Raw genomic sequence first — 19,028 nt, 5'->3', positions numbered from 1 at the left:
ACATTTCGTCATGGACGCTGAATTAACACAACGCAGCCAAGCGATCCGCAGCCGCCTGGTCCAGCTTCAGGACTCTCTTTGACCACTCTGGCAAAAACAAGGCGATCAAGAAAATTGAAGAGCAGATGGCGGCTCCCGACTTCTGGAACGACAGCGAAGCAGCTCAGAAAGTTGTGATGCAGCTGAAGGGCCTGAAGGGAATCGTCTCTCCTTTGAATGAGCTTGAGTCCTCGGCGGAAGACTTGGAAGCCCTCTTTGAGATGGCTGATGAAGACGAATCCATCGTTGATGAGGTTCGGTCGGAGATCGAACGCCTGGAGGTCGTACTGGATGACCTCGAACTCAAGGCGTTGCTGAACGGGCCGAATGATTCCGCTGGTGCGATCGTGACCATCAACGCTCGCGACGGTGGGACGGATGCCAATGACTGGGCCGACATGCTGCTGCGGATGTACTCCGCTTGGGCGGTGGGCCAGGAATACAAAATCGAACTGTTGGACCGCCAGGAAAACGAGGAGGCGGGGATCAACCATGCCTCCATCGCGGTTCGAGGTCCGATGGCGTATGGCTATTTGAAGGGTGAAGAAGGCATGCACCGGTTGGTTCGGATCAGTCCGTTCAACAGCGAAAGCAAGCGACAGACCAGCTTTGCGGCGGTGAGTGTTTCGCCCGAAATCGACGATTCGATCGAGGTGAACATTGAAAAGAAAGATGTTCGCGAAGACACGTATCGGGCCAGCGGAGCGGGTGGCCAGCACGTCAACAAAACGGACAGTGCCATTCGTTTGACCCACATTCCGACTAACACGGTCGTGCAGTGTCAAAACCAACGAAGCCAGCACCAGAACCGGGACACCGCCTGGAAGATGTTGCGGGCGAAGATGGCACGGGTTGAAGAGGAACGCCGCGAAGCGGAGGAAGCCAAGAAGTACGAGACTCAGGCGAGAACCGGTTTCGGTAGCCAGATTCGCAACTACTTCCTGCATCCCGATCAACGAGTCAAAGACGCTCGGACTGGGCACTACGTCGGTAACTTCAACAGCGTGCTCGATGGCAGCGAACTGCAGGGGTTCTTCGACGCGTTCTTGCGATTGAAGGCTGGGAAAACAGAAGCCGTCAATGCGGGCGATGACGATTGATGATTTGATTCAGTGAGTCACATCACTGGATGAAACCAACGTGCAAAAAAATACCTGCGAGGACGATGATGTCCTCGCAGGTAAACGTTGGTTTCGATTTCGTGAACACGTTTCTCGCGTTCACTCAACAGCGGGCAATCTTCAGCTGCCGTAGCTGTTGTCCAAGGTCAGGCCGCCTTCGGTCTTCTCGGCCGACTCCAGTTTGTCCTGGTAGTTCTGAGCGATTCGTTTGACTTCGCCCACCACGTTGGATGCGGCACGCAACTCGAACGAGGTGAAGTACGGCTCGTTGCCGGTGTACTGGCTTTCCTTGCGGTTCTTTTCTGCCAGTTCGTTCCAGGACATGTCGTCGGTCAGGTGCCAAGCCGCAGCTTGGGCAGTGTTCTGAGCGATGACGCCATTGCCGAGTGCTTCGCACAAAGCAGCCACAGCCGGGTCTTTGGTGACTTGGTCGAGTGGAGCGATGGTGTATTTCATCTTGGCGTTTGGTTCTGGCTTGCCGTGTTCCAAGCAAACAGTGTTCAGGGCCATCTTGCTGGTGCGTCCGGGAGCAACTCGCATGAAGCCTCCCATGCCGCCGCCCATTCCTCCCATGCCACCGCCCATGCCTCCCATGCCGCCGCCCATCATTCCTTGAGCAAGGACGGGAACGCCAGCGAAGGCTGCGGGAACGTGAATGTGAAGTGGTTTGTCAGTCAAGTTTTTGACCAACAAGTTGGCTTTTGCCGACGATTGGGGAATGAACTTGGCTTCGACGGTTCCGGCTTCCATCGCTTCGAACAAGCCGTTGACGACGGCTTCCTCACCACCAGCGCTGGCGGTGGAAGGCGATGCAAAACTCGCGACGGCGAAACCGAGAGCGGCAACGCACATCAGTGAGCTCATTCCGAAGAACGAAGATTGGGTGCAACGAGAGAAGGTGTGGCGATTCACGGTCAACATCCTGAGAATCAGTGTGCAGGGAGAAGTAATGGTCGGGAGCTGAATGATTGATGGTTGTTGGACGGCAAAATCCACCATCGATTCGGCACCCTGCGTGATCGATCTCCCCGCCGCGACAACCATCGTTGCTGAATGCGGGCGGCAAATCAGCAATCGAAAAGGCTAGACCGGGAGCGATCAAGGTCGACTCAGTATACTTGGTCTCGGCCCCGGCACCAAATCTTCTTGCCACGCTGGCGACGCAATTCCCGCGGAATTCGCTCTTTCGATCAGCGACTTCCGATGCCGTTTCGGCTGATCGGGCTCAGCTTTCCTGGCCGCGGACGCTTTGCCGGTACTGCCCGGGCGTTATTCCGAGATCGCGTTTGAACACATAATGCATGTATTCCGGATGATCGAACCCCGCTCGGTAAGCGATCTGCTCAGCAGCCATTTCGGTGGTGACCAGCAATTCTCGGACACGTTTGAGCTGAACGTTGCGGATCTCCTGCTGCGGTGTCCGCCCCAAATACCGCCGAAGTTGTCGTTCGAGTGTGCTGCGGCTGACGGCCACGTTTTGCAGCACTTCATCAACGGTCAGGCCTTCGCAGGCGTGTTGCCGGATGTAGGCCAACGCTGAGGCGACCTCGGGGTGATCGATCGCAACGACATCGGTCGACAGTCGAGTGGCGACTCCGGTCGGCGCGACGACCTGTTGAGTTTCGTGGTGCGATTCGCCTTTCATCCACCGGGACAGACGTTCAGCGGCCAGGAATCCGACGGCTTCCGCATTTGGAATGACGCTCGACAGCGGTGGCTGACAGAACTGGCAAAGCAGTTCGTCGTTGTCGACACCAATGACGGCGACTTCTTCCGGAACGGTCAGTTCCAACGTTGAGCAAACTGCGAGAACGTGTTGGCCTCGCAAATCGTTGCAGGTGAAGATCCCGCAGGGTTTCGGCAGCGATTGCAACCATTCCGCAATCGCTTGTTGATCTTCTTCCCAAGGTCGCGCCAGGTTCATCCAAGGCGAGTTGAATGCATCGCATTGGCCGCCTTCTTGTTGGATCGTTCTCACGAACGCTTCTTGGCGTCGTTGCGACCAAGCTTCGAAGTCGAATCCGCAGAAGGCGAAGTGTTGGAACCCGCGTTCCATCAAGTGTCGGGCGGCCATTTCGCCGATTTTCGCATCGTCGCTGCGGACGTGAGCCTTGTCGACTTCGCTGCGGTCGTTCAGTTCCACAACGGGGATGTTCCGCCGGACCGCTGCCTCGATCATCTCGTCCGTGGATCCGCGCGAGATGATTCCGTCGCCCTGCCAGTCGTTCAACCACGAGGGCGGCGAGGTCAGCAGGTCTCGTTGTTCGAGGAAGACCGACCAATCTTCTTGCGTTCGCATGAAACGCATGATTCCAGACAGAACTTCACGTCCGTAGACGGTCGCGGTCTCGACCATCAAGGCAACGTGAGGTTTGGAGCGAGCAGGCTTGTTCAACGCGCGTCCTTTGACAGAAAAGTCAGCTGATGAGATAAGGCGATGAGAATCGCAGAGAAAAGTGTGATCGCTTCAGACGCCATTCGCAAACTTCGGCGATGCGTCTCCTTCGTTGTTCGCAGTCTCAGATGATTCCGATTCGCGTTTCTTCCGGCCGCTGATCGGTACCGCCAACGGGCCACCAAAAGCGTCGTAAACCACCAGGAAGTTCAGCAATCCGGCAATCATCGTGTACCAAGTGCCCATTTCGTATCCCGAACCGCGCCGGGCGTACCAAGCGGCGACTTCGTCGGCCTCGGATTCAACGACGGGGCGATGCGGAGGTGCCATGAAGCCATTCCACAAAGGCTCGTAGTCCGAACGGGTTCGGCCGCGGTGATCCGTTGCCAGTCGCATCCGGTTGCCTTGAACCAAAGCGGGAAGTGCTGCCGAACCGACTCCGGCCTGGAGGACATAGTGCCAGCGTTTGTCGCCGGGGTACCAAGAAGCATAGACGACGTGAAATCCGCCGAGGGCAAAACCAAGCATCCAAATCGAGAGAATGCTGATGACGAACAGCGTCCCTTTTGTGTGCCGACCTTGATAGAAGTGGCCCGCACCGGGAATCAACCAAGCCAGGAAAGCGGCCAAATAGCGATTCCGCAGGTCGACCTGAATCCCGTCGACTTCGATCTGAGAGTCGCCGTTGAAGACCTTGGGGTTGATTTTGATGGACTCCGATTTTGGCTTGGAGCCCTTCGCAGAGTCCTGCTTTGCATCAGAGTCGGTGGAATTCTCGCCAGGGGTGGTCTCAGCGTCTCGGGACTTGCGTGAACGTTGGGCCATGAGTGTGGAGCAAGCGAAAATTCGGAAAGCGGGCAGATGCCCAAACAGTGGGGCAAGTGTGGAACGAATCATTTTGCGAAATTCAGTCCGTCGGCGATAGCCAGTCGCATCAATTCCGACCGGTGGAACCGTAATTCGCTGGCGAAGACCTATGGTCACCGGAATTGACTGAAGGGCAATATATCTTAGCTTTGTTGGTGGGGTCGCTGTGGCGAGCTAGTGCTGAGTTAGTGAGTCTGAGCGTGTTGAAGGGAAGATCGTGACCATCTTGGAGGGTTGAAAGGAAGAAAAATCTTCCTGGCGGCTGTGAGTGAGCAGGTGACGCTGTATGGTATGTGATCCAGATGTGAACCCTTTTGCATGATGCAACACCCGAGGATGTCCATGAACACCACCACGCTGATTTCCTTTCTATTCTTCACCGGCATGGTGGCGTTTTTGACTTGGTGGAAAACGCGTGGCAGCGATGTGGATACCGACGAGGGCTATTTCTTAGCCGGTCGGTCCCTGACTGGCGTCTTCATCGCTGGTTCGTTGTTGCTGACGAATTTGTCGACTGAGCAATTGGTCGGGCTCAATGCGGATTCGTTTCGCGATGGGCTGTCCGTGATGTGCTGGGAGGTCGTCGCGGGAATATCGCTGGTGATTCTGGCGTTGGTTTTCCTGCCCCGGTACCTGAAGTCCGGAATCGCGACGATTCCACAGTTCCTGGAAGAACGCTACGGCCGCAGCGTCCGCGCATTGACGGCGGGAATTTTCATCGTGGCATACATGCTGATCCTGTTGCCGTTCGTGCTGTTTTCGGGAGCCAACGGATTGAACAGCATGCTGTCGCTGAACGAGAAATTTGACGTCACTGACTACCAAATGATTTGGATGTTGCTCGTTTTCATTGCTTCGTTGGGTGGTGCCTACGCGATTTTCGGTGGCTTGCGGGCAATTGCGGTGTCCGACACTTTCAACGGTGCGGGTCTGTTGATCGGCGGTTTGATGATCACCTACTTTTCTTTGCAGGTCGTGGCTGGTGATGAAGGTGGAATCAGCGGGGCTCTTCAAAAGATTGACGCAGCCGACCCAGATGCCTTCCGCTCGCTCGGTGCGAAAGACGAGTCGACTCACTGGCCGACGTTGTTCACGGGAGTTTTGCTGCTGAATTTTTTCTACTGGACCACGAACCAGCAAATCATTCAGCGAACGTTTGGTGCCAAGAACTTGGCCGAAGGTCAAAAGGGAGTTTTGCTGGCCGCGTTCTTCAAAATCCTTGCACCATTGATTTTGGTGCTGCCTGGAATTGCGGCGGCGTATTTGGTCGTCACCGCGAACGATCAGCAGATGATGGATGCGGTCGGAACCAATTCCGATGGTGATTGGAATTCGAGCCAAGCCTACGGCGCGTTGGTCGCTCGAGTGTTGCCGGAGTGGCTGCTGGGTTTCTTCGCCGCGGTTGTCATCGGTTCCATTCTCTCCACGTTCAATTCCGTGCTGAACTCAGCAGCAACGTTGTTTTCGTTGGACGTTTACAAGCAATACATTCGCCCGGATGCGACCACCAAACAGGTCCGTTTCTCGGGCCAGGTTTGCAGCTTTGTCGTCGCCATCTTTGGTGTGATCGCTGCACCGTTGGTGTTTTATGGACGCGACGGAGTGTTCAGTTTCTTCCAGGGATTGAACGGTGTTTACTTCATCCCGTTGGCGTCGGTCATTCTGCTGGGGTTGTTTCACAAGACGGCCGACGGGCGATCCGCGATGGCTGCGTTGATCGTTGGGTTGGTGCTGATGGTGATTGGCACGTTCTTTGGCGGTGGCGATGACGGATGGTTGGCGTCCACCTTCGTCAATGGTTTCCACTACATGGGAGCCGTGTTTGCGTTTCTGATCGCGATGCAACTCGTCATGGTGGCTATGGGGATTCGCCGCGATTCGCCCTACGAGCAGCGAGATGCCAAGCTTGTGGACCTAACGCCATGGAAACCCGCGCCGTATGTCGGGGGCGTTTTGGTTCTGGTGTGTTTGGGCGTCTACGCTTTCTTTGCAATCTAGATTCGTTGTCGTTGTTGGTCAATTTTGAAATTCAAAATCATGTTTGTCGCTTCTTGGAGATATCGAATGAACCGGTTCACTGCTAAATGCTTCGCGGGTTTATTGATGCTTGGTTGCCTCGCCAATCCGGTCACCGCTCAAGATCAAATGCAGGTCGAAGACTTCGATTCGATCGAGTTGTACACGCTTGAGAATCAATCGGGTGCGAAGGTCCAGATCACAAACTTTGGCGCGATCGTCACATCGATCGTGGTGCCTGATCGCGATGGGAATCTGGGCGATGTCGCTCTGGGTTACGACTCGGTCGAGAGCTACATCAATGCGGTCGACAAACCTTACTTTGGTGCCATCGTTGGACGTTACGGAAACCGAATCGCCAATGGTGAGTTCACGTTGGACGACAAGACTTACTCGTTGGCGACGAACAACGGGCCCAACCATTTGCACGGTGGCGTGATCGGTTTTGACAAGGTCGTCTGGGATGCTGAGCCAACCGCAGTGAACGGCAAGCCAGCATTAAAAATGATTTACCTGGCCAAAGACGGTGAAGAAGGTTATCCGGGCAATCTGCAAATTGCGGTCACTTACCAGTGGACCGACGAGAACAAATTGATCGTCCACTATGAAGCGACGACGGATAAGGCCACGCCAGTCAATCTGACTCAGCACACGTATTTCAATCTGGCCGGCGAAGGCAACGGCACGATTCTCGATCACGAACTGATGTTGAATGCATCGAAGTTCACTCCGGTTGACTCGACATTGATTCCCACCGGAGAACTTCGCGACGTCGAGGGAACGCCATTTGACTTCCGAATAGCGAAAGCGATCGGACGGGATGTTGGCGTTGAAAACGAACAGCTCGAATTTGGTTTGGGTTATGACCACAACTTCGTGTTGGATTCGTCCGATGAAGATGGGGACCTGAGTTTGGCCGCTCGAGTCTCTGAGCCGACAACCGGACGAACGTTGGAAATTCACACCAGTGAACCGGGCATTCAGTTCTACTGCGGAAACTTCCTGGACGGTCGCTTGGTGGGGAAATCAGGCAAGCCTTACGTTCATCGCGGGGGATTCTGCTTGGAGACTCAGCACTACCCGGACAGTCCCAATCAATCAACGTTTCCATCGGCAATTCTGAAGCCGGGTGAAAAGTACGACACGACAACCGTGTTTCACTTCTCAGCGGAGTAGTCCACTGTTCGATGTTCAGTCGCACAATGATTCAGTCGCACAGTGTTGGCCTCAGTTGAGTTTGGCCGCGGTGATGGCGGTCACAAACCTTAGCCAGTGCGAGACGACTGATCGTTGTTCTGTCAAACTCGACACAATCAATTGACGGTGTGTGGTCGGTAGCGAATCCCTTCGAGGCGATTCGTGGAAGCGATTTTGCATTCCTGAAAACATCGGTCGCCTGACCAATTGTGTCCTTTTCTGAAAGCTGCGATCATTTGGGGCAGGTAACCCGTCTCAAGTCCACGCCTTAGGAATGACATTGGCTGCAAATCAATTTCAGCGAAACGACTGGGTGATTTACCGGAAACAAAAGAGCAGTGTTTCTCCCGGGCCACGTGCATCCGAGGTTCATGCCGCAGGAAAAGGCAATTCCTACCGGTACGTCGTTGAGAAGTACTGGGTGGTGGAAGAGGTCCTGGATAACGACCGGTTGAAGATTTGCACGCGTCGCGGCAAAAGGCATTTGGTCGACGCCAACGATCCATCAATGCGAAAAGCCAGATGGTGGGAACGTTTGTTGTATCGCAGTCGCTTTGAAGCGATCGATTTGAACTCGCCGGTCAGTCTCGAAGATGAGATCGAAAGTCCGGCCAGCTAATCGCTTACCGGCGCGATCGAAGGATCTCGGGGTTTCTATCCTCTGATTTCTTTCTCATCGCACGTGGTTCTTTCTCATCGCACGTGGCACGTGCGATCGGACGTGAGTTTCGCGAGCTCACTTGAGTTCCTTCAGCAACTCGCCATCGTCAATTCGCTCGCTCGATCTCGGGCGCCCTTGAGGTCCAATTTGCCGGTTCCCAGTAATGGGATCTCGTCGACTTCGAAGAAGCTGTCGGCCGATGGGATGAACAGGTTGGCCAATCCGGCGGCCTTCAATCCTTCTCGCAGCGAATCCGGTGTTTGCGATGTTGGCAGATGCAAGACGACGATGCGTTCTCCTTTGCGTTCGCACGGAACCGCGGTGACACAAACTCGCACTTGATCGTCGTCATCGCCTTCGGATAACAGTTTGCCGAGTTCTTCTTCGATGCGAACGTGCGGCACCATCTCGCCAGCGATTTTTGAGAAACGGCTCAAACGACCGGTGATGTGCAGGAACCCGTCGCCGTCGATGTGGGCGATATCGCCCGTCGTGTACCAACCGTCAACAACGGCAGTTTGCGTCAAGTCATCGCGATTTGCGTAACCTCGCATCACATTGGGTCCGGTCACCAGCAGCATTCCATCCTCACCCGCGTTCAATTCGGTTCCATCATCGGGCGAAACGATTCGTGCCGAGATTCCAGGCAATGGACGTCCGACGCTGCCTTCGACACGGTCAGGTTGAAATTTCGCGGCCGATCGAGAGGGCGGGATGTTGACGCTGACCAGAGGGCTCATCTCGGTCGTGCCATAGCCCTCCACCGGACGGACGCCAAAGCGTTTTTCGAATGCATCAAACAGATCCGCGGGCATCTTCTCAGCACCAACGACCGCGACGTTCAGCGTTTTGAATTGTTCCGGTGTGATGCGTCGGAGGTAACCTCGCATGAAGGTCGGTGTGCCAAGCAGCACGGTGGCTTTGTACTTCTCGGCGAGTTTGCCGATCTGTTTGGAATCCAATGGATTGAAGTGATAGACGCCGGCAGGGCCAAGCGTTTGCGCGGCCCACAACGTGACCGCGTAACCAAACGAGTGGAAAAACGGCAACACGCCGATGACAACGTCTTCGGTGTTGAGCCGGATGGCACGATTGACCGCATCGACGTTGTGGCTGACGTTCGCGTTGGACAACAGAACGCCTTTGGGCATCCCGGTGGAACCGCTGGTGAAGATCACCGTCAGCAGGTCGTCGCTTTGGACTTTGTTGAGTCCCAAAATCCGGTCGAGCAACCAGCTGGGCACGACCGTCGCTTGCAGAGCAGCGATGACCTTGTCGGCCAAGCTGACTTTTTCTTTGAGCTTGTCCAACGAGACGATCTCGGCATCCAGTTCCACGTCAATTTTTTCAAGGAACCGGTCGCTTGTTAGGACATGCTTGATACCCACGTCACGGATGCAGTGGTTCATCACTTCGCTGCTGACCGTGTAATTCAAGTTGGCACTGACGCGACGATCGGCGGCCAGAGCAACATTGACCGCGACAGCTCCGACGCTCGGCGGAAGTAGAATCCCGACGAACTGCTCGTCCTTGGCGAATACTTCTCGATGGAGACATCGACGCAGGGCGAGCGTGTTGATCAGCAGCTTCCGTCCGCCGACCTCAGTGCCCAAGGTGTCGGCCGCTTGCAAGCGTTTGCCCCGGCGTCGCCAAACCCGGAGGACTTGTCGAGCCAAAACGGGGAACTCGCGGCGGTGATCGATTTGAGCCTGTGAACCCAACGCTTGGACCTTGCCACGGACCGCGGAGATGGGAGCATCGGCCGGGAGAGGTTCGCCGACGTACACGGTGATGGTGCGTCGAAATTTGTCCGGCCATTTCCAGAAGTATTTGCCGCCGGAAAAGCTGAAAATGCTGCCCCACATTCCTTCCAAGTGAACCGGAACGATCTTCGCGTCGGTGCTCTTCAGAATCTTGCTCATGCCCGGACGAAACGCTTGCAATTGCCCCGTTCGCGTGATTGTTCCTTCCGGAAAGATGCCCACCACGTCGCCATTGTTCAGGCCTTCGCGAGCGTCGCGAATCGCTCGCCCAATCGATTTAGGGCCGCCCATCATGAAGATCGTGTCGAAGGCTCGCCCGAGATAGTCGCCGATTTTAGAAGTGAAATTGCCGCCGTCGACCACAAACCGGACATTTCGCGGCAGGGCCCAGAGGATCAAAATGCCATCGATCCACGAGGTGTGATTGCTGACCAAGAGACAACCGCCTTCGGTCGGGAATTTCTCCAAACCGACGACCCGTTTGCGGTACAAAATTTCCAGCACCGGACGGAACAAGCAGCGAACAAACAATCGCGGCTTCCAAACGGCCATTGCGATCGCGATGGCCAACAAGGCGACTAGAACAATCAGGATGATCAGATACGTGTCCACCGTCAGCGGCTCCACCTACACAAGTCGAAAAGTTTGTGGCCGCATCCTCGTGAGCAGCCCAACGCATGATGATACGGTCTGGAGCCCCGCTTCGAGAGTGCGACTCGCGGAAATCCTCGGTTGCTGCCAAGAAGACTCGAAAAAGTTACCATGACTGGTTCGTTTTGAGTTCAAAAGGATTGACGCGAGGTTCGTCGGAACCTTTCGGTTTCTTGTCGCATGTGCGATCCCGATCGACACACCACGGTTTGCATCCAGTAGGAAATGGAATGAACGAAGATAACTCCGCTGAAAATGAATCCAGCCAACCTAAGCCGCTGACCGCCACCGCGAGGCGATGTTTGGGCGTGTTGGTGGAGAAGGCCAAGACAACGCCTGATGGGTACCCGTTGTCGTTGGCCGGTTTGATCACGGGCTGCAATCAAAAATCAAATCGTTCGCCTCAGATGCAGGTGGATGAGTCCGATGCGTTGCTGGCGCTGGACGAACTGCGGGACGCAGGTGCCGCCCGAGAGATTCAAGGCAGCGGACGAGTGACAAAGTACCGACACGCAGCCTACGAATGGTTGGGAGTCGATAGTCCCGGGGCCGCGATCGTTACCGAGTTGATGCTGCGTGGACCGCAGACCGCTGGCGAATTGCGCACACGTGCTTCTCGGATGCACAAATTTCCCGATCTGGATTCCCTGAAAACGGAATTGGATTCGCTGATCGAAAAGGGCTTGGTCGAGTCATTGACGCCACCCGGTCGCGGACAAACGTTTGCGCATTGCTTGTACACGCCGCAGGAACGCTTGTACCTGGTCGACAAAATCAAAAAGCAAGATGCGTCCAGTGCTGCGTTATCGCCTGCTGGTTCCGGATCGGCGGCTCCAGCAAAAGCGGCCAACGACGACCGCATCGACAAGATTCAAGATCGACTGGACAGCGTGACGGCGAAGCTGGAGGCACTCGAGAAGCGATTGGAATTTCTCGAGTCTTGACCTTCTCGTCGCAGCGTCTGCCTATGCAGCTCGACGCATTGGCTCGGTTTGAGCTGTGTCGGTCTGCGGTTGGGCGGCGGCGAATTGAGCTTCCATCTCGGCCGATGTAAGCGTGGCCACGCAGGCTCCGTCCGCGTCGTGAATCTTCAATTCATGCTCTTCGGTGAACCAAATTGCCGATGCCGAGTCGGTTCGAAACCGACGCCCCCGATAAAATCCGTCGCAGATGAAGACGGATTCGCTCCATTCGACCTTGGTTTCGCTCGGGCGAATTTGGATCGTTTCCGGCGAATCTTCTTCAGGCTGAGCGTTCAGCCAAGCCTGGAAGCAGTGACGAGCTCGAGCCAATTTTTGCGATGGCGTCATGCGTCTGTTCGATCCACGTTTGATAGGGCAAAATGGGTGCCCGACGAAGGTGACCCAATCCTTTCAATCGGATCGAAGCCCGTTCCGGCATCGAACATCCGAGTTCCCTCATCAGGGGTGACTCGATCGGGAAATTTGCTGCCAAGTCGCCGGTTTGCCCAATCGGAATCATTTAACACTCGGCGCGTCGTCCGTTCTTATCTCCTCCGAATCTCGATTTCACTTTGATCCGCCATGCGAACGCTGATTGACGAATCCCAGCTCGATGACGGCGTTTCCAAATTGGCGAAGGAAATCGATGCCACCTACGGCGATCGCCCAATCACGGTGGTCGCGGTGATGACGGGATCGTTGGTGCTGTTTGCGGATTTGATTCGCCGGTTGTCGATGCCCCAACGTGTTGGCGTGATTCACGCGTCGAGTTATCGCGGTGGAACTCAAGCGGGCAAATTGGAGATCGATTCCAAGATGCTGATCGATGTTCAGCAACGCGACGTGTTGTTGGTAGACGACATCTATGACACGGGAGCCACACTGACCAAACTCAGTGAAGCGATCACCGAAATGGGAGCGGCAAGCGTCTCGACCGCCGTGTTGTTGCGAAAACAACGCCCCGACCAAATTGGTCCGCGTCCAGACTTTGTCGCGTTTGAGATTCCAGACGAGTTTGTCGTTGGTTACGGACTGGACTACCTCGACATGTATCGCAATTTGCCATTCATCGGTGTGTTGGAACCCGATGAGATTGAAGCGACGGCTCGCCAGTGAGTGTGTCTCGGGTGATGTTCGTCGCTCGGCATTTCTGGCCGCATTGTTCGGGGCGACACGAAGCTGCCGCGGCGACGTTTGAGTTGACTCAGCGTTTGGCGAACTGGGGCATGCGAGTGGAAGTCGTGACGCCTCGGCATGGCAACACATGGCCGACCGAAATTATGTTGGGTGACGTGAAGGTTCACCGTGTTGCTTCGGCCCCGCGAGGTGATTGGTCGACTCAGCGCTACGTTCGACATCTGAGCCATTGGTTGGTTGAACGGATGCCCCGTTTGGATGCGATCGTATGCGACCAACTGCGCGAAGAATCGCGAGCGGTTTCGATGGCGATTGAATCCGGGGCCTCCGATACGCACGGCGATCATCCGACCGTCGGCGTTTCCGTGTGTGGCGGTTGGGGAGAGGACTCGGATCAAACGTGGTGCCAAAACACGCGAGGTGGCAAACGTGTTCTGCAGTCGTGCAGCGGTCTGAACTCCGTGATCACCGAGCATGCCAAAACGGATCGATACTTGGTGTCGCACGGTGTTCCCGCGGAGAAGTTGCGCAGACGATCGATCGGATTCCATCGTCCCGCTGCGGTGACGGAACAACAACGAAACGATGCCCGTCGCAGCTTGCGCGGCATCAATCTTGATCTGACGACGGACCTCGAATCTCGCGTTCTGTTGTGGTGCGGACCGATGTCTGGACCCGCATCCTCGGATAGCGGTGTGGGTGCGTTGGTTCAAAGTGCTCGCTTCCTCGCTGCTCGTGATCAAGATTTGCGCATCTGGATCCTTGGCGATGGAAAAATTCGCGACTGGGTGCACACCGAACTGAAAGCCGAAGGCGTTCGCAGCGTCGTTGCCATTCCCGGCTCATTTTCGGACATGACCGAAGTTTGGCGGTCGGTCGATGCGGTTGTCCAAAACGAAGATTCCCAATTGAGATCTACATTTCCCGCCGCTCTGGCTGCGGGGCTTCCGATCATCATCGCGGATCGTCCGGCGGCGCGAGACTATTTGCAAACACACTTTGATCCATCCATTTTGGATTCCTTGGCTTGGTATGACCCAGCCAAGCCAAGTACGCTTCGCAAGGCCTTTCGTTCCGTTTGGGGCGATTTAGAAATGGCCAAGCAGCACGCTTTCGAATTGGCACGAGATCTTTCGCGTCGTCATCCCTTGGAACAAGAACTGGCTTTCTGGCAATCCATTTTGCGTCCCAATCCCAACCAAAACCTGCCCAGCCCGAAGGCCTCATGAAGATTGCTTTGGTCATTCCCACCATGGATCGTGGTGGTGCTGAAAAACAGGTGGTGTTGCTTGCTAAAGGTTTGCACGAGTTGGGGCACGATGTCCGCGTGTTCTTGCTGACCCGAGATGGGCATCGAAGTGAGGAGTTGCGTGCCGCTGGTGTCCCGGTTGTTGTGATTGGCAAGCGATTCAAAGTCGATCCAACAGCGTTGTTTCGATTGAAGAAGCAGCTCGTTGATTTTGCACCGGATGTGGTGCACACCTGGTTGTTTGCCGCGAATAGCTTTGGTCGTGTGGCCGCGAAATGGGCGGGCGTTCCTGTCGTCATTGCAAGCGAGCGATGCGTCGACCCTTGGAAGAAAGGTTGGCATTTTCAGATCGATCGACGTCTGCAGAAGATCTCACAAGCGATCACGACGAACAGTTCCGGAGTCCAGGACTTCTACGCGGCCAATGGTTTGGATCCGGAACAGTTTGTGGTCATTCCCAACGGAGTCGAATCGGTCGAGTCAGCGGTCAGCCAGGCGATTGACCGCGAAGAAGCCTTTCGTCGTCTGGACATTCCGGTCGGACGTCGATTGATTGTTGCTGTCGGTCGATTGTGGCCGCAAAAACGCGTTCGCGATTTGATCTGGGCGGGCGAGCTGCTCGCGACGGCTCGCGGTGACACGACGTTGGTCATCATCGGTGACGGGCCGCAGCGAGACGAGTTGCTTCGCCATCGTGATTCGGTTTCATCGCCTCTGCATGTTCGATTTGCGGGACAACGGGAAGACGTTGCCGAGTTGCTCCCTCATGCGGAACAGTTTTGGATCGCGAGCGAATACGAAGGACAAAGCAACGCGGTGATCGAAGCGATGTTGGCGGGTGTGCCCGTGATCGCCTCCAACATTCCTGGCAATCGAGACCTGGTGATCGACAGAGAAACCGGCTGGTTGTTCGATGTCGGTGACGAAGCCGATTTGGTTCGTTCGAGTTTGGCAGCTTTCAACGATCCCGATGGTTCGCAACGCATCGCGGAACAAGCACGGCAACGCATCGTGGATGACTTCTCACTGGATGCAATGATTCGCCGACACGTCGAGCTCTATGAGCGACTTCTGGCTGAACGCGAGCGAGCGAAAAGCTAAGGCCACGCAACTTTCCATTTCTGCTCGCAATGATCGTCGGCTACTCGATCCGTTCAGTCCCGTCGATCGGACGACCGCTTGGACCGTGAAAGATTTGGGCGGGTCCAGAAGCAATGTTCGCAACCGATTTCCAACGCTGCGTCGTTGAGGGGCGCACGTCACCGCCGAAGTAAGGTTTGCCTTGTTTGGCTCGCTCATTCCAATTCGGAATGCTTCGGTCGACTCACAATGATTGCGAATGACACCACGACAGCCTGCTCGCGTTCGGGAAAGTTGCAAATTGATTTTAGTTGGTCGCTATGATTTAAGTGACGCACTGCGGAGCGATTTAGTACCGCTCGATAAATGATTCTCTGGTTTTGGTACTAAATTTGGCGTGGTCGGGACACCTGTTCGATAGGAAAGAGACTTGTCCCAGTATTTGGTCTTCAATGTGGAAGGTTCGGGTCGGTGGATTCAATGATCAGGAGATGTATTGCCGCTTTGACAGCGTCGCTGGCGTGCGTTTGTGCATGTGTTGGTGATGAAGTGTCGAAGCCGGAATCCCATTTTCGCGATCGAGTTGCCACGATCTTTTCGCAGCGTTGCCTGTCTTGTCATGGGAACGAGTCACCTGAAGGTGATTTTTCGCTGCAAGATGCTTCATCCTTTTTTGCCGGAGGCCACGTCGAATCCGGTGACGCGGATGCCAGTCATTTGTTGGATTTGATCACGCCGAAGGATGGCCATGCTGAAATGCCTCAGGATGCAGATCCGCTCGACCCATCGGATTTGAATGCGATACGGCAATGGATCGATGATGGAGCAATTTGGCCTGCGGATGTTGTCTTGCAAGAGGCATCCGTAAGCGATTTCGATTGGTGGTCGTATCAACCGTTGGTTCGGCCCGAAGTGCCAGTGATTTCGGATCCATGGGCGAGTTCGCCGATCGATCGATTTATTCTGAAGAAATTGAACGAGGAAGGATTGAGCCCCAGTCCGCCGGCCGATCGTCGCACGTTGATTCGCCGCTTGACGTTTGACCTGATTGGTTTGCCGCCGACGCCGCACGAGGGCGCCGATTTTGTCGCGGACCCTGATCCGTTGGCTTACGAGAAACTAGTCGACCGTCTTCTGGAATCGAAACACTATGGCGAACGATGGGCTCGGCATTGGCTCGACGTCGTCAAGTACGCGGACTCCAACGGATACGACAAAGACAAATTGCGTCCGAATGCTTGGCCCTATCGAGACTACGTCATTCGATCGCTCAACGAGGACAAACCCTACGGACGGTTCGTTCAAGAGCAGATCGCCGGAGACGTATTGTTCCCGGGGGAACCGGATGGAATCGTTGGGTTGGGATTCATCGCGGCAGGTCCGTGGGACTTCATCGGCCACGTCGAAGTCTCGGAGTCAAAGCAAGATGGCAAGGTGGCTCGCAACCTGGACCGCGATGACATGGTGTCGGGAGCACTGAACACGTTCTGCAGCGTGACTGTTCAGTGTGCACGTTGCCACAATCACAAGTTCGATCCGATCACCCAGCAACAATACTATGGTTTGCAGGCGGTTTTCGCTGCTCTTGATCGAGCGGATCGTCGATTCGACATCGACCCCAATATCGCTGACGAAAGAAAGATCCTGAATGAACGTTTGACGGATCTGAAGACGCAGCGAAGCGAACTGGAGAAACGCATTGAGCAAGCCGGTGGGGCTGAGCTGACGTGCGTCAACCAGCAGATCGCCGGTCTACGCTCGAATTCCAAGGCCGTCGCGTACCCGGAGCATGGGTATCACAGCGAACTTGCATCGTCACCAGATTCTGAGAAATGGGTGGAAGTCCAACTCGATGCGGAGGTTTGCGCTTCGCGAATTGTGTTGCGGCCTTGCAACGACAACTTCAACAACATCGGGGCTGGGTTTGGATTTCCTTTGCGGTTCAAAGTTGAAACCGCGAATGACGAGGGAGTCTGGACGACAATCGCGGACAAAACCAATGCAGATTTCCCCAATCCGCGGCATGACGGGGTGGAATTCGCTTTGTCCGGTCAACGCGTTCGTCGGGTTCGAGTCACCGCGACACGTCTGGCGGAACGCAAAGCGGACTACATGTTCGCGTTGGCAGAACTGCAGATCATGGTTGGTGATGAACACGTGGGCGTCGGGGTCAAGGTGGTTGCCAAAGATTCAATCGAAGCCCCGGTGCGTTGGCAGCGACAGAACCTGACTGACAACAAGTGGCCTGAAGAAAACGAAGCTGAAACAACGCGATCATTGGCGGAGGCGGAGCGACGTCGCGATGAGGTTCTTCGCGCGGTGACCACGCCAGAAATGTCACAGCAGCGAAAAGACATCGACGCAGAAGAGACGCTTGTTCGGCAAAGGCTAGATGAGTTGCCACCGCAGCAGATCGTGTACGCGGCGGCGACAGATTTTGCACCCCAAGGAAATTTCAAACCGACCGGCGGCGTCCCTCGGGAAGTTTTCGTTTTGCATCGTGGGGAAGTCTCGCTGCCCGGCGAACGTGCGGTTCCGGGTGTGATTCCGCTGGCGGATTTGGACCGATGGCAATTCGATTCAGAGCTGGACGAATTGCAGCGACGGGTGCAGCTTGCCGAGTGGCTGACCGACCGGCAGCATCCACTGGTTTGGCGATCAATCGTGAATCGAATCTGGCAGTATCATTTTGGCGAGGGAATCGTCGCGACGCCCAACGACTTTGGGCGAATGGGAGCCGAACCGACGCATCCAAAGCTTCTCGATTGGTTGGCTGTCGAATTTCGCGACGGGGGGCAATCGTGGAAACGCTTGCATCGCTTGATCGTGACCAGCAACACCTACAAACAATCCTCCGCGACGCATCCGGAGCATTCTGCCATCGATGGGGGCAATCGATTCTTGTGGCGTGCGAATCGTCGCCGACTTTCCGCCGAAGAAATTCGTGATTCCGTTTTGTCGGTTAGTGGAACGTTGGATCGCCGAATGGGAGGTCCGGGGTTTTATCTGTTCGAACTGGAAAAGACGGCCCACTCACCGCATTTTCAATATCACAAGTTCGATCCCGCCGACAGAGAGTCGCATCGTAGGAGCGTCTATCGCTTCATTGCACGGTCACAACCCAACCCATTCTTAACGACGCTTGATTGCGCCGATTCTTCTCAGAGCACTCCTCGTCGCAACGAAACGCTGACATCGCTGCAAGCCTTGTCGCTGATGAACAACAAGTTCAGCCTTGCAATGGCGGAAGAGTTCGCGAAGCGTTTGGATGCTGAGCGGCCAGACTTGACTGCCAAGGTCGAACTGGCCGTTGAGTTGCTCGTGCAAAGAAAACCATCTGATGCCGAAGTGAGCGAGTTGGTGGATTATGCCCAAGACCATGGACTCGAGAACATGTGTCGATTCTTATTCAACCTCAGCGAATTCGTATTTTTGGACTGAATCAGATGCTAAGCAGAAGAGAGTTTGTCCAACAAGCGAGCACCAACTTTGGGGCTCTGGCGATGGCAGTCCTGTTGCAAAACGAATCGAAGGCGGCTGATGGTGGCGCTGTGAAAGTGTTGCACCATCCACCCAAAGCCAAACGTGTGGTGCAACTGTTCATGGCAGGAGCCGCCAGCCACATTGATTTGTGGGATCACAAACCATTGCTCGAAAAGCTGCACGGCGAACAATCCGACTTCGGCGAACCGGTAGAAACATTCCAAGACGGTCTGGGGCCATGGATGAAATCGCCATTTCGCTTTTCGCCCCATGGTCAATCAGGCAAGATGCTAAGTGAGGTGGTGGCACCACTGGGTGATTGCGTCGACGACATTGCATTCGTGCACAACATGGTCGGAAAAACCGGCGTGCATTCTCAGGCCACTTAGCAACGCACGGTGAATAAC

The 19,028-nt window shown here is 55.2% G+C and carries 15 protein-coding genes; 10 read left to right on the top strand and 5 right to left on the bottom strand.

Going from position 1 to position 19,028, the window contains the following annotated elements; genetic code table 11:
* The first annotated feature begins 10 nt into the window (after positions 1-10).
* Positions 11-1,139, top strand: a protein-coding gene (prfB, locus tag B2R17_RS16785) for a peptide chain release factor 2 (RefSeq protein WP_339888436.1) whose coding sequence is annotated in 2 segments (ribosomal slippage) — positions 11-79 and positions 81-1,139 — 1,128 coding nt in all. Because the reading frame shifts where the segments join, the coding sequence is not laid out codon by codon here.
* Positions 1,140-1,280: 141 nt separating this feature from the next.
* Here the strand turns inward: prfB and B2R17_RS16780 are convergent.
* The 3 genes from B2R17_RS16780 to B2R17_RS16770 all read right to left on the bottom strand — a co-directional run bounded on the left by B2R17_RS16780 (position 1,281) and on the right by B2R17_RS16770 (position 4,539).
* Positions 1,281-2,081, bottom strand: coding sequence for a hypothetical protein (locus B2R17_RS16780; protein WP_286764891.1), 801 nt, complete (start codon positions 2,079-2,081; stop codon positions 1,281-1,283).
* 304 nt (positions 2,082-2,385) lie between these two features.
* Positions 2,386-3,555, bottom strand: coding sequence for a DNA-binding transcriptional regulator (locus tag B2R17_RS16775; RefSeq protein ID WP_339888440.1), 1,170 nt, complete (start codon positions 3,553-3,555; stop codon positions 2,386-2,388).
* 72 nt (positions 3,556-3,627) lie between these two features.
* Positions 3,628-4,539, bottom strand: a complete 912-nt coding sequence (locus tag B2R17_RS16770; protein ID WP_008664411.1) for a DUF6677 family protein — start codon at positions 4,537-4,539, stop codon at positions 3,628-3,630.
* A gap of 225 nt (positions 4,540-4,764) precedes the next feature.
* On the opposite strand from B2R17_RS16770, the gene B2R17_RS16765 reads away from it, so the two are divergent.
* The 3 genes from B2R17_RS16765 to B2R17_RS16755 all read left to right on the top strand — a co-directional run bounded on the left by B2R17_RS16765 (position 4,765) and on the right by B2R17_RS16755 (position 8,254).
* A complete protein-coding gene (locus tag B2R17_RS16765) occupies positions 4,765-6,420 on the top strand; it encodes a solute:sodium symporter family transporter (protein ID WP_286764889.1) in 1,656 nt (551 codons plus the stop codon).
* A 39-nt stretch (positions 6,421-6,459) separates the two neighbouring features.
* Positions 6,460-7,614 carry an aldose epimerase family protein gene (locus B2R17_RS16760; protein ID WP_286764888.1) on the top strand — a complete coding sequence of 385 codons (1,155 nt, stop codon included), beginning with the start codon at positions 6,460-6,462 and terminating at the stop codon, positions 7,612-7,614.
* A gap of 295 nt (positions 7,615-7,909) precedes the next feature.
* Entirely contained in the window at positions 7,910-8,254 is a 345-nt protein-coding gene (locus tag B2R17_RS16755) for a hypothetical protein (RefSeq protein WP_286764887.1), read from the top strand.
* A 131-nt stretch (positions 8,255-8,385) separates the two neighbouring features.
* Here the strand turns inward: B2R17_RS16755 and B2R17_RS16750 are convergent, their stop codons facing one another.
* Complete coding sequence (locus B2R17_RS16750) at positions 8,386-10,686, bottom strand: AMP-binding protein (protein ID WP_339888443.1); 2,301 nt, start codon at positions 10,684-10,686, stop codon at positions 8,386-8,388.
* Positions 10,687-10,940: 254 nt separating this feature from the next.
* Here B2R17_RS16750 and B2R17_RS16745 point away from each other — a divergent pair, with 254 nt between their 5' ends.
* A complete protein-coding gene (locus B2R17_RS16745) occupies positions 10,941-11,654 on the top strand; it encodes a YceH family protein (RefSeq protein ID WP_286764885.1) in 714 nt (237 codons plus the stop codon).
* A 21-nt stretch (positions 11,655-11,675) separates the two neighbouring features.
* Here B2R17_RS16745 and B2R17_RS16740 read toward each other — a convergent pair whose 3' ends face one another.
* The gene (locus B2R17_RS16740; protein WP_008664425.1) at positions 11,676-12,020 is read right to left on the bottom strand and encodes a hypothetical protein; all 345 of its coding nucleotides are present in this window, start codon (positions 12,018-12,020) and stop codon (positions 11,676-11,678) included.
* Positions 12,021-12,254: 234 nt separating this feature from the next.
* On the opposite strand from B2R17_RS16740, the gene hpt reads away from it, so the two are divergent.
* The 5 genes from hpt to B2R17_RS16715 all read left to right on the top strand — a co-directional run bounded on the left by hpt (position 12,255) and on the right by B2R17_RS16715 (position 19,010).
* Positions 12,255-12,788 carry a hypoxanthine phosphoribosyltransferase gene (hpt, locus tag B2R17_RS16735; protein ID WP_008664429.1) on the top strand — a complete coding sequence of 178 codons (534 nt, stop codon included), beginning with the start codon at positions 12,255-12,257 and terminating at the stop codon, positions 12,786-12,788.
* A gap of 14 nt (positions 12,789-12,802) precedes the next feature.
* Positions 12,803-14,038 (top strand): glycosyltransferase, encoded by a 1,236-nt coding sequence (locus B2R17_RS16730; RefSeq protein WP_339888448.1) that lies wholly within the window; start codon positions 12,803-12,805, stop codon positions 14,036-14,038.
* Positions 14,035-15,159 (top strand): glycosyltransferase family 4 protein, encoded by a 1,125-nt coding sequence (locus tag B2R17_RS16725; RefSeq protein ID WP_286764883.1) that lies wholly within the window; start codon positions 14,035-14,037, stop codon positions 15,157-15,159. Before B2R17_RS16730 ends, B2R17_RS16725 begins: the two co-directional genes overlap by 4 nt.
* A 528-nt stretch (positions 15,160-15,687) precedes the next feature.
* Positions 15,688-18,579, top strand: a complete 2,892-nt coding sequence (locus tag B2R17_RS16720) for a DUF1553 domain-containing protein (protein ID WP_286764882.1) — start codon at positions 15,688-15,690, stop codon at positions 18,577-18,579.
* 5 nt (positions 18,580-18,584) lie between these two features.
* Positions 18,585-19,010 carry a DUF1501 domain-containing protein gene (locus B2R17_RS16715; RefSeq protein WP_286764881.1) on the top strand — a complete coding sequence of 142 codons (426 nt, stop codon included), beginning with the start codon at positions 18,585-18,587 and terminating at the stop codon, positions 19,008-19,010.
* Positions 19,011-19,028 lie beyond the last annotated feature (18 nt).

It is taken from the genome of Rhodopirellula sp. UBA1907 (assembly GCF_002337565.1).
GTDB classification, from domain to species: domain Bacteria; phylum Planctomycetota; class Planctomycetia; order Pirellulales; family Pirellulaceae; genus Rhodopirellula; species Rhodopirellula europaea.
The sequence above is the reverse complement of the archived record's forward strand: the minus strand, read 5'-3'. Positions and strand labels throughout refer to the sequence as shown.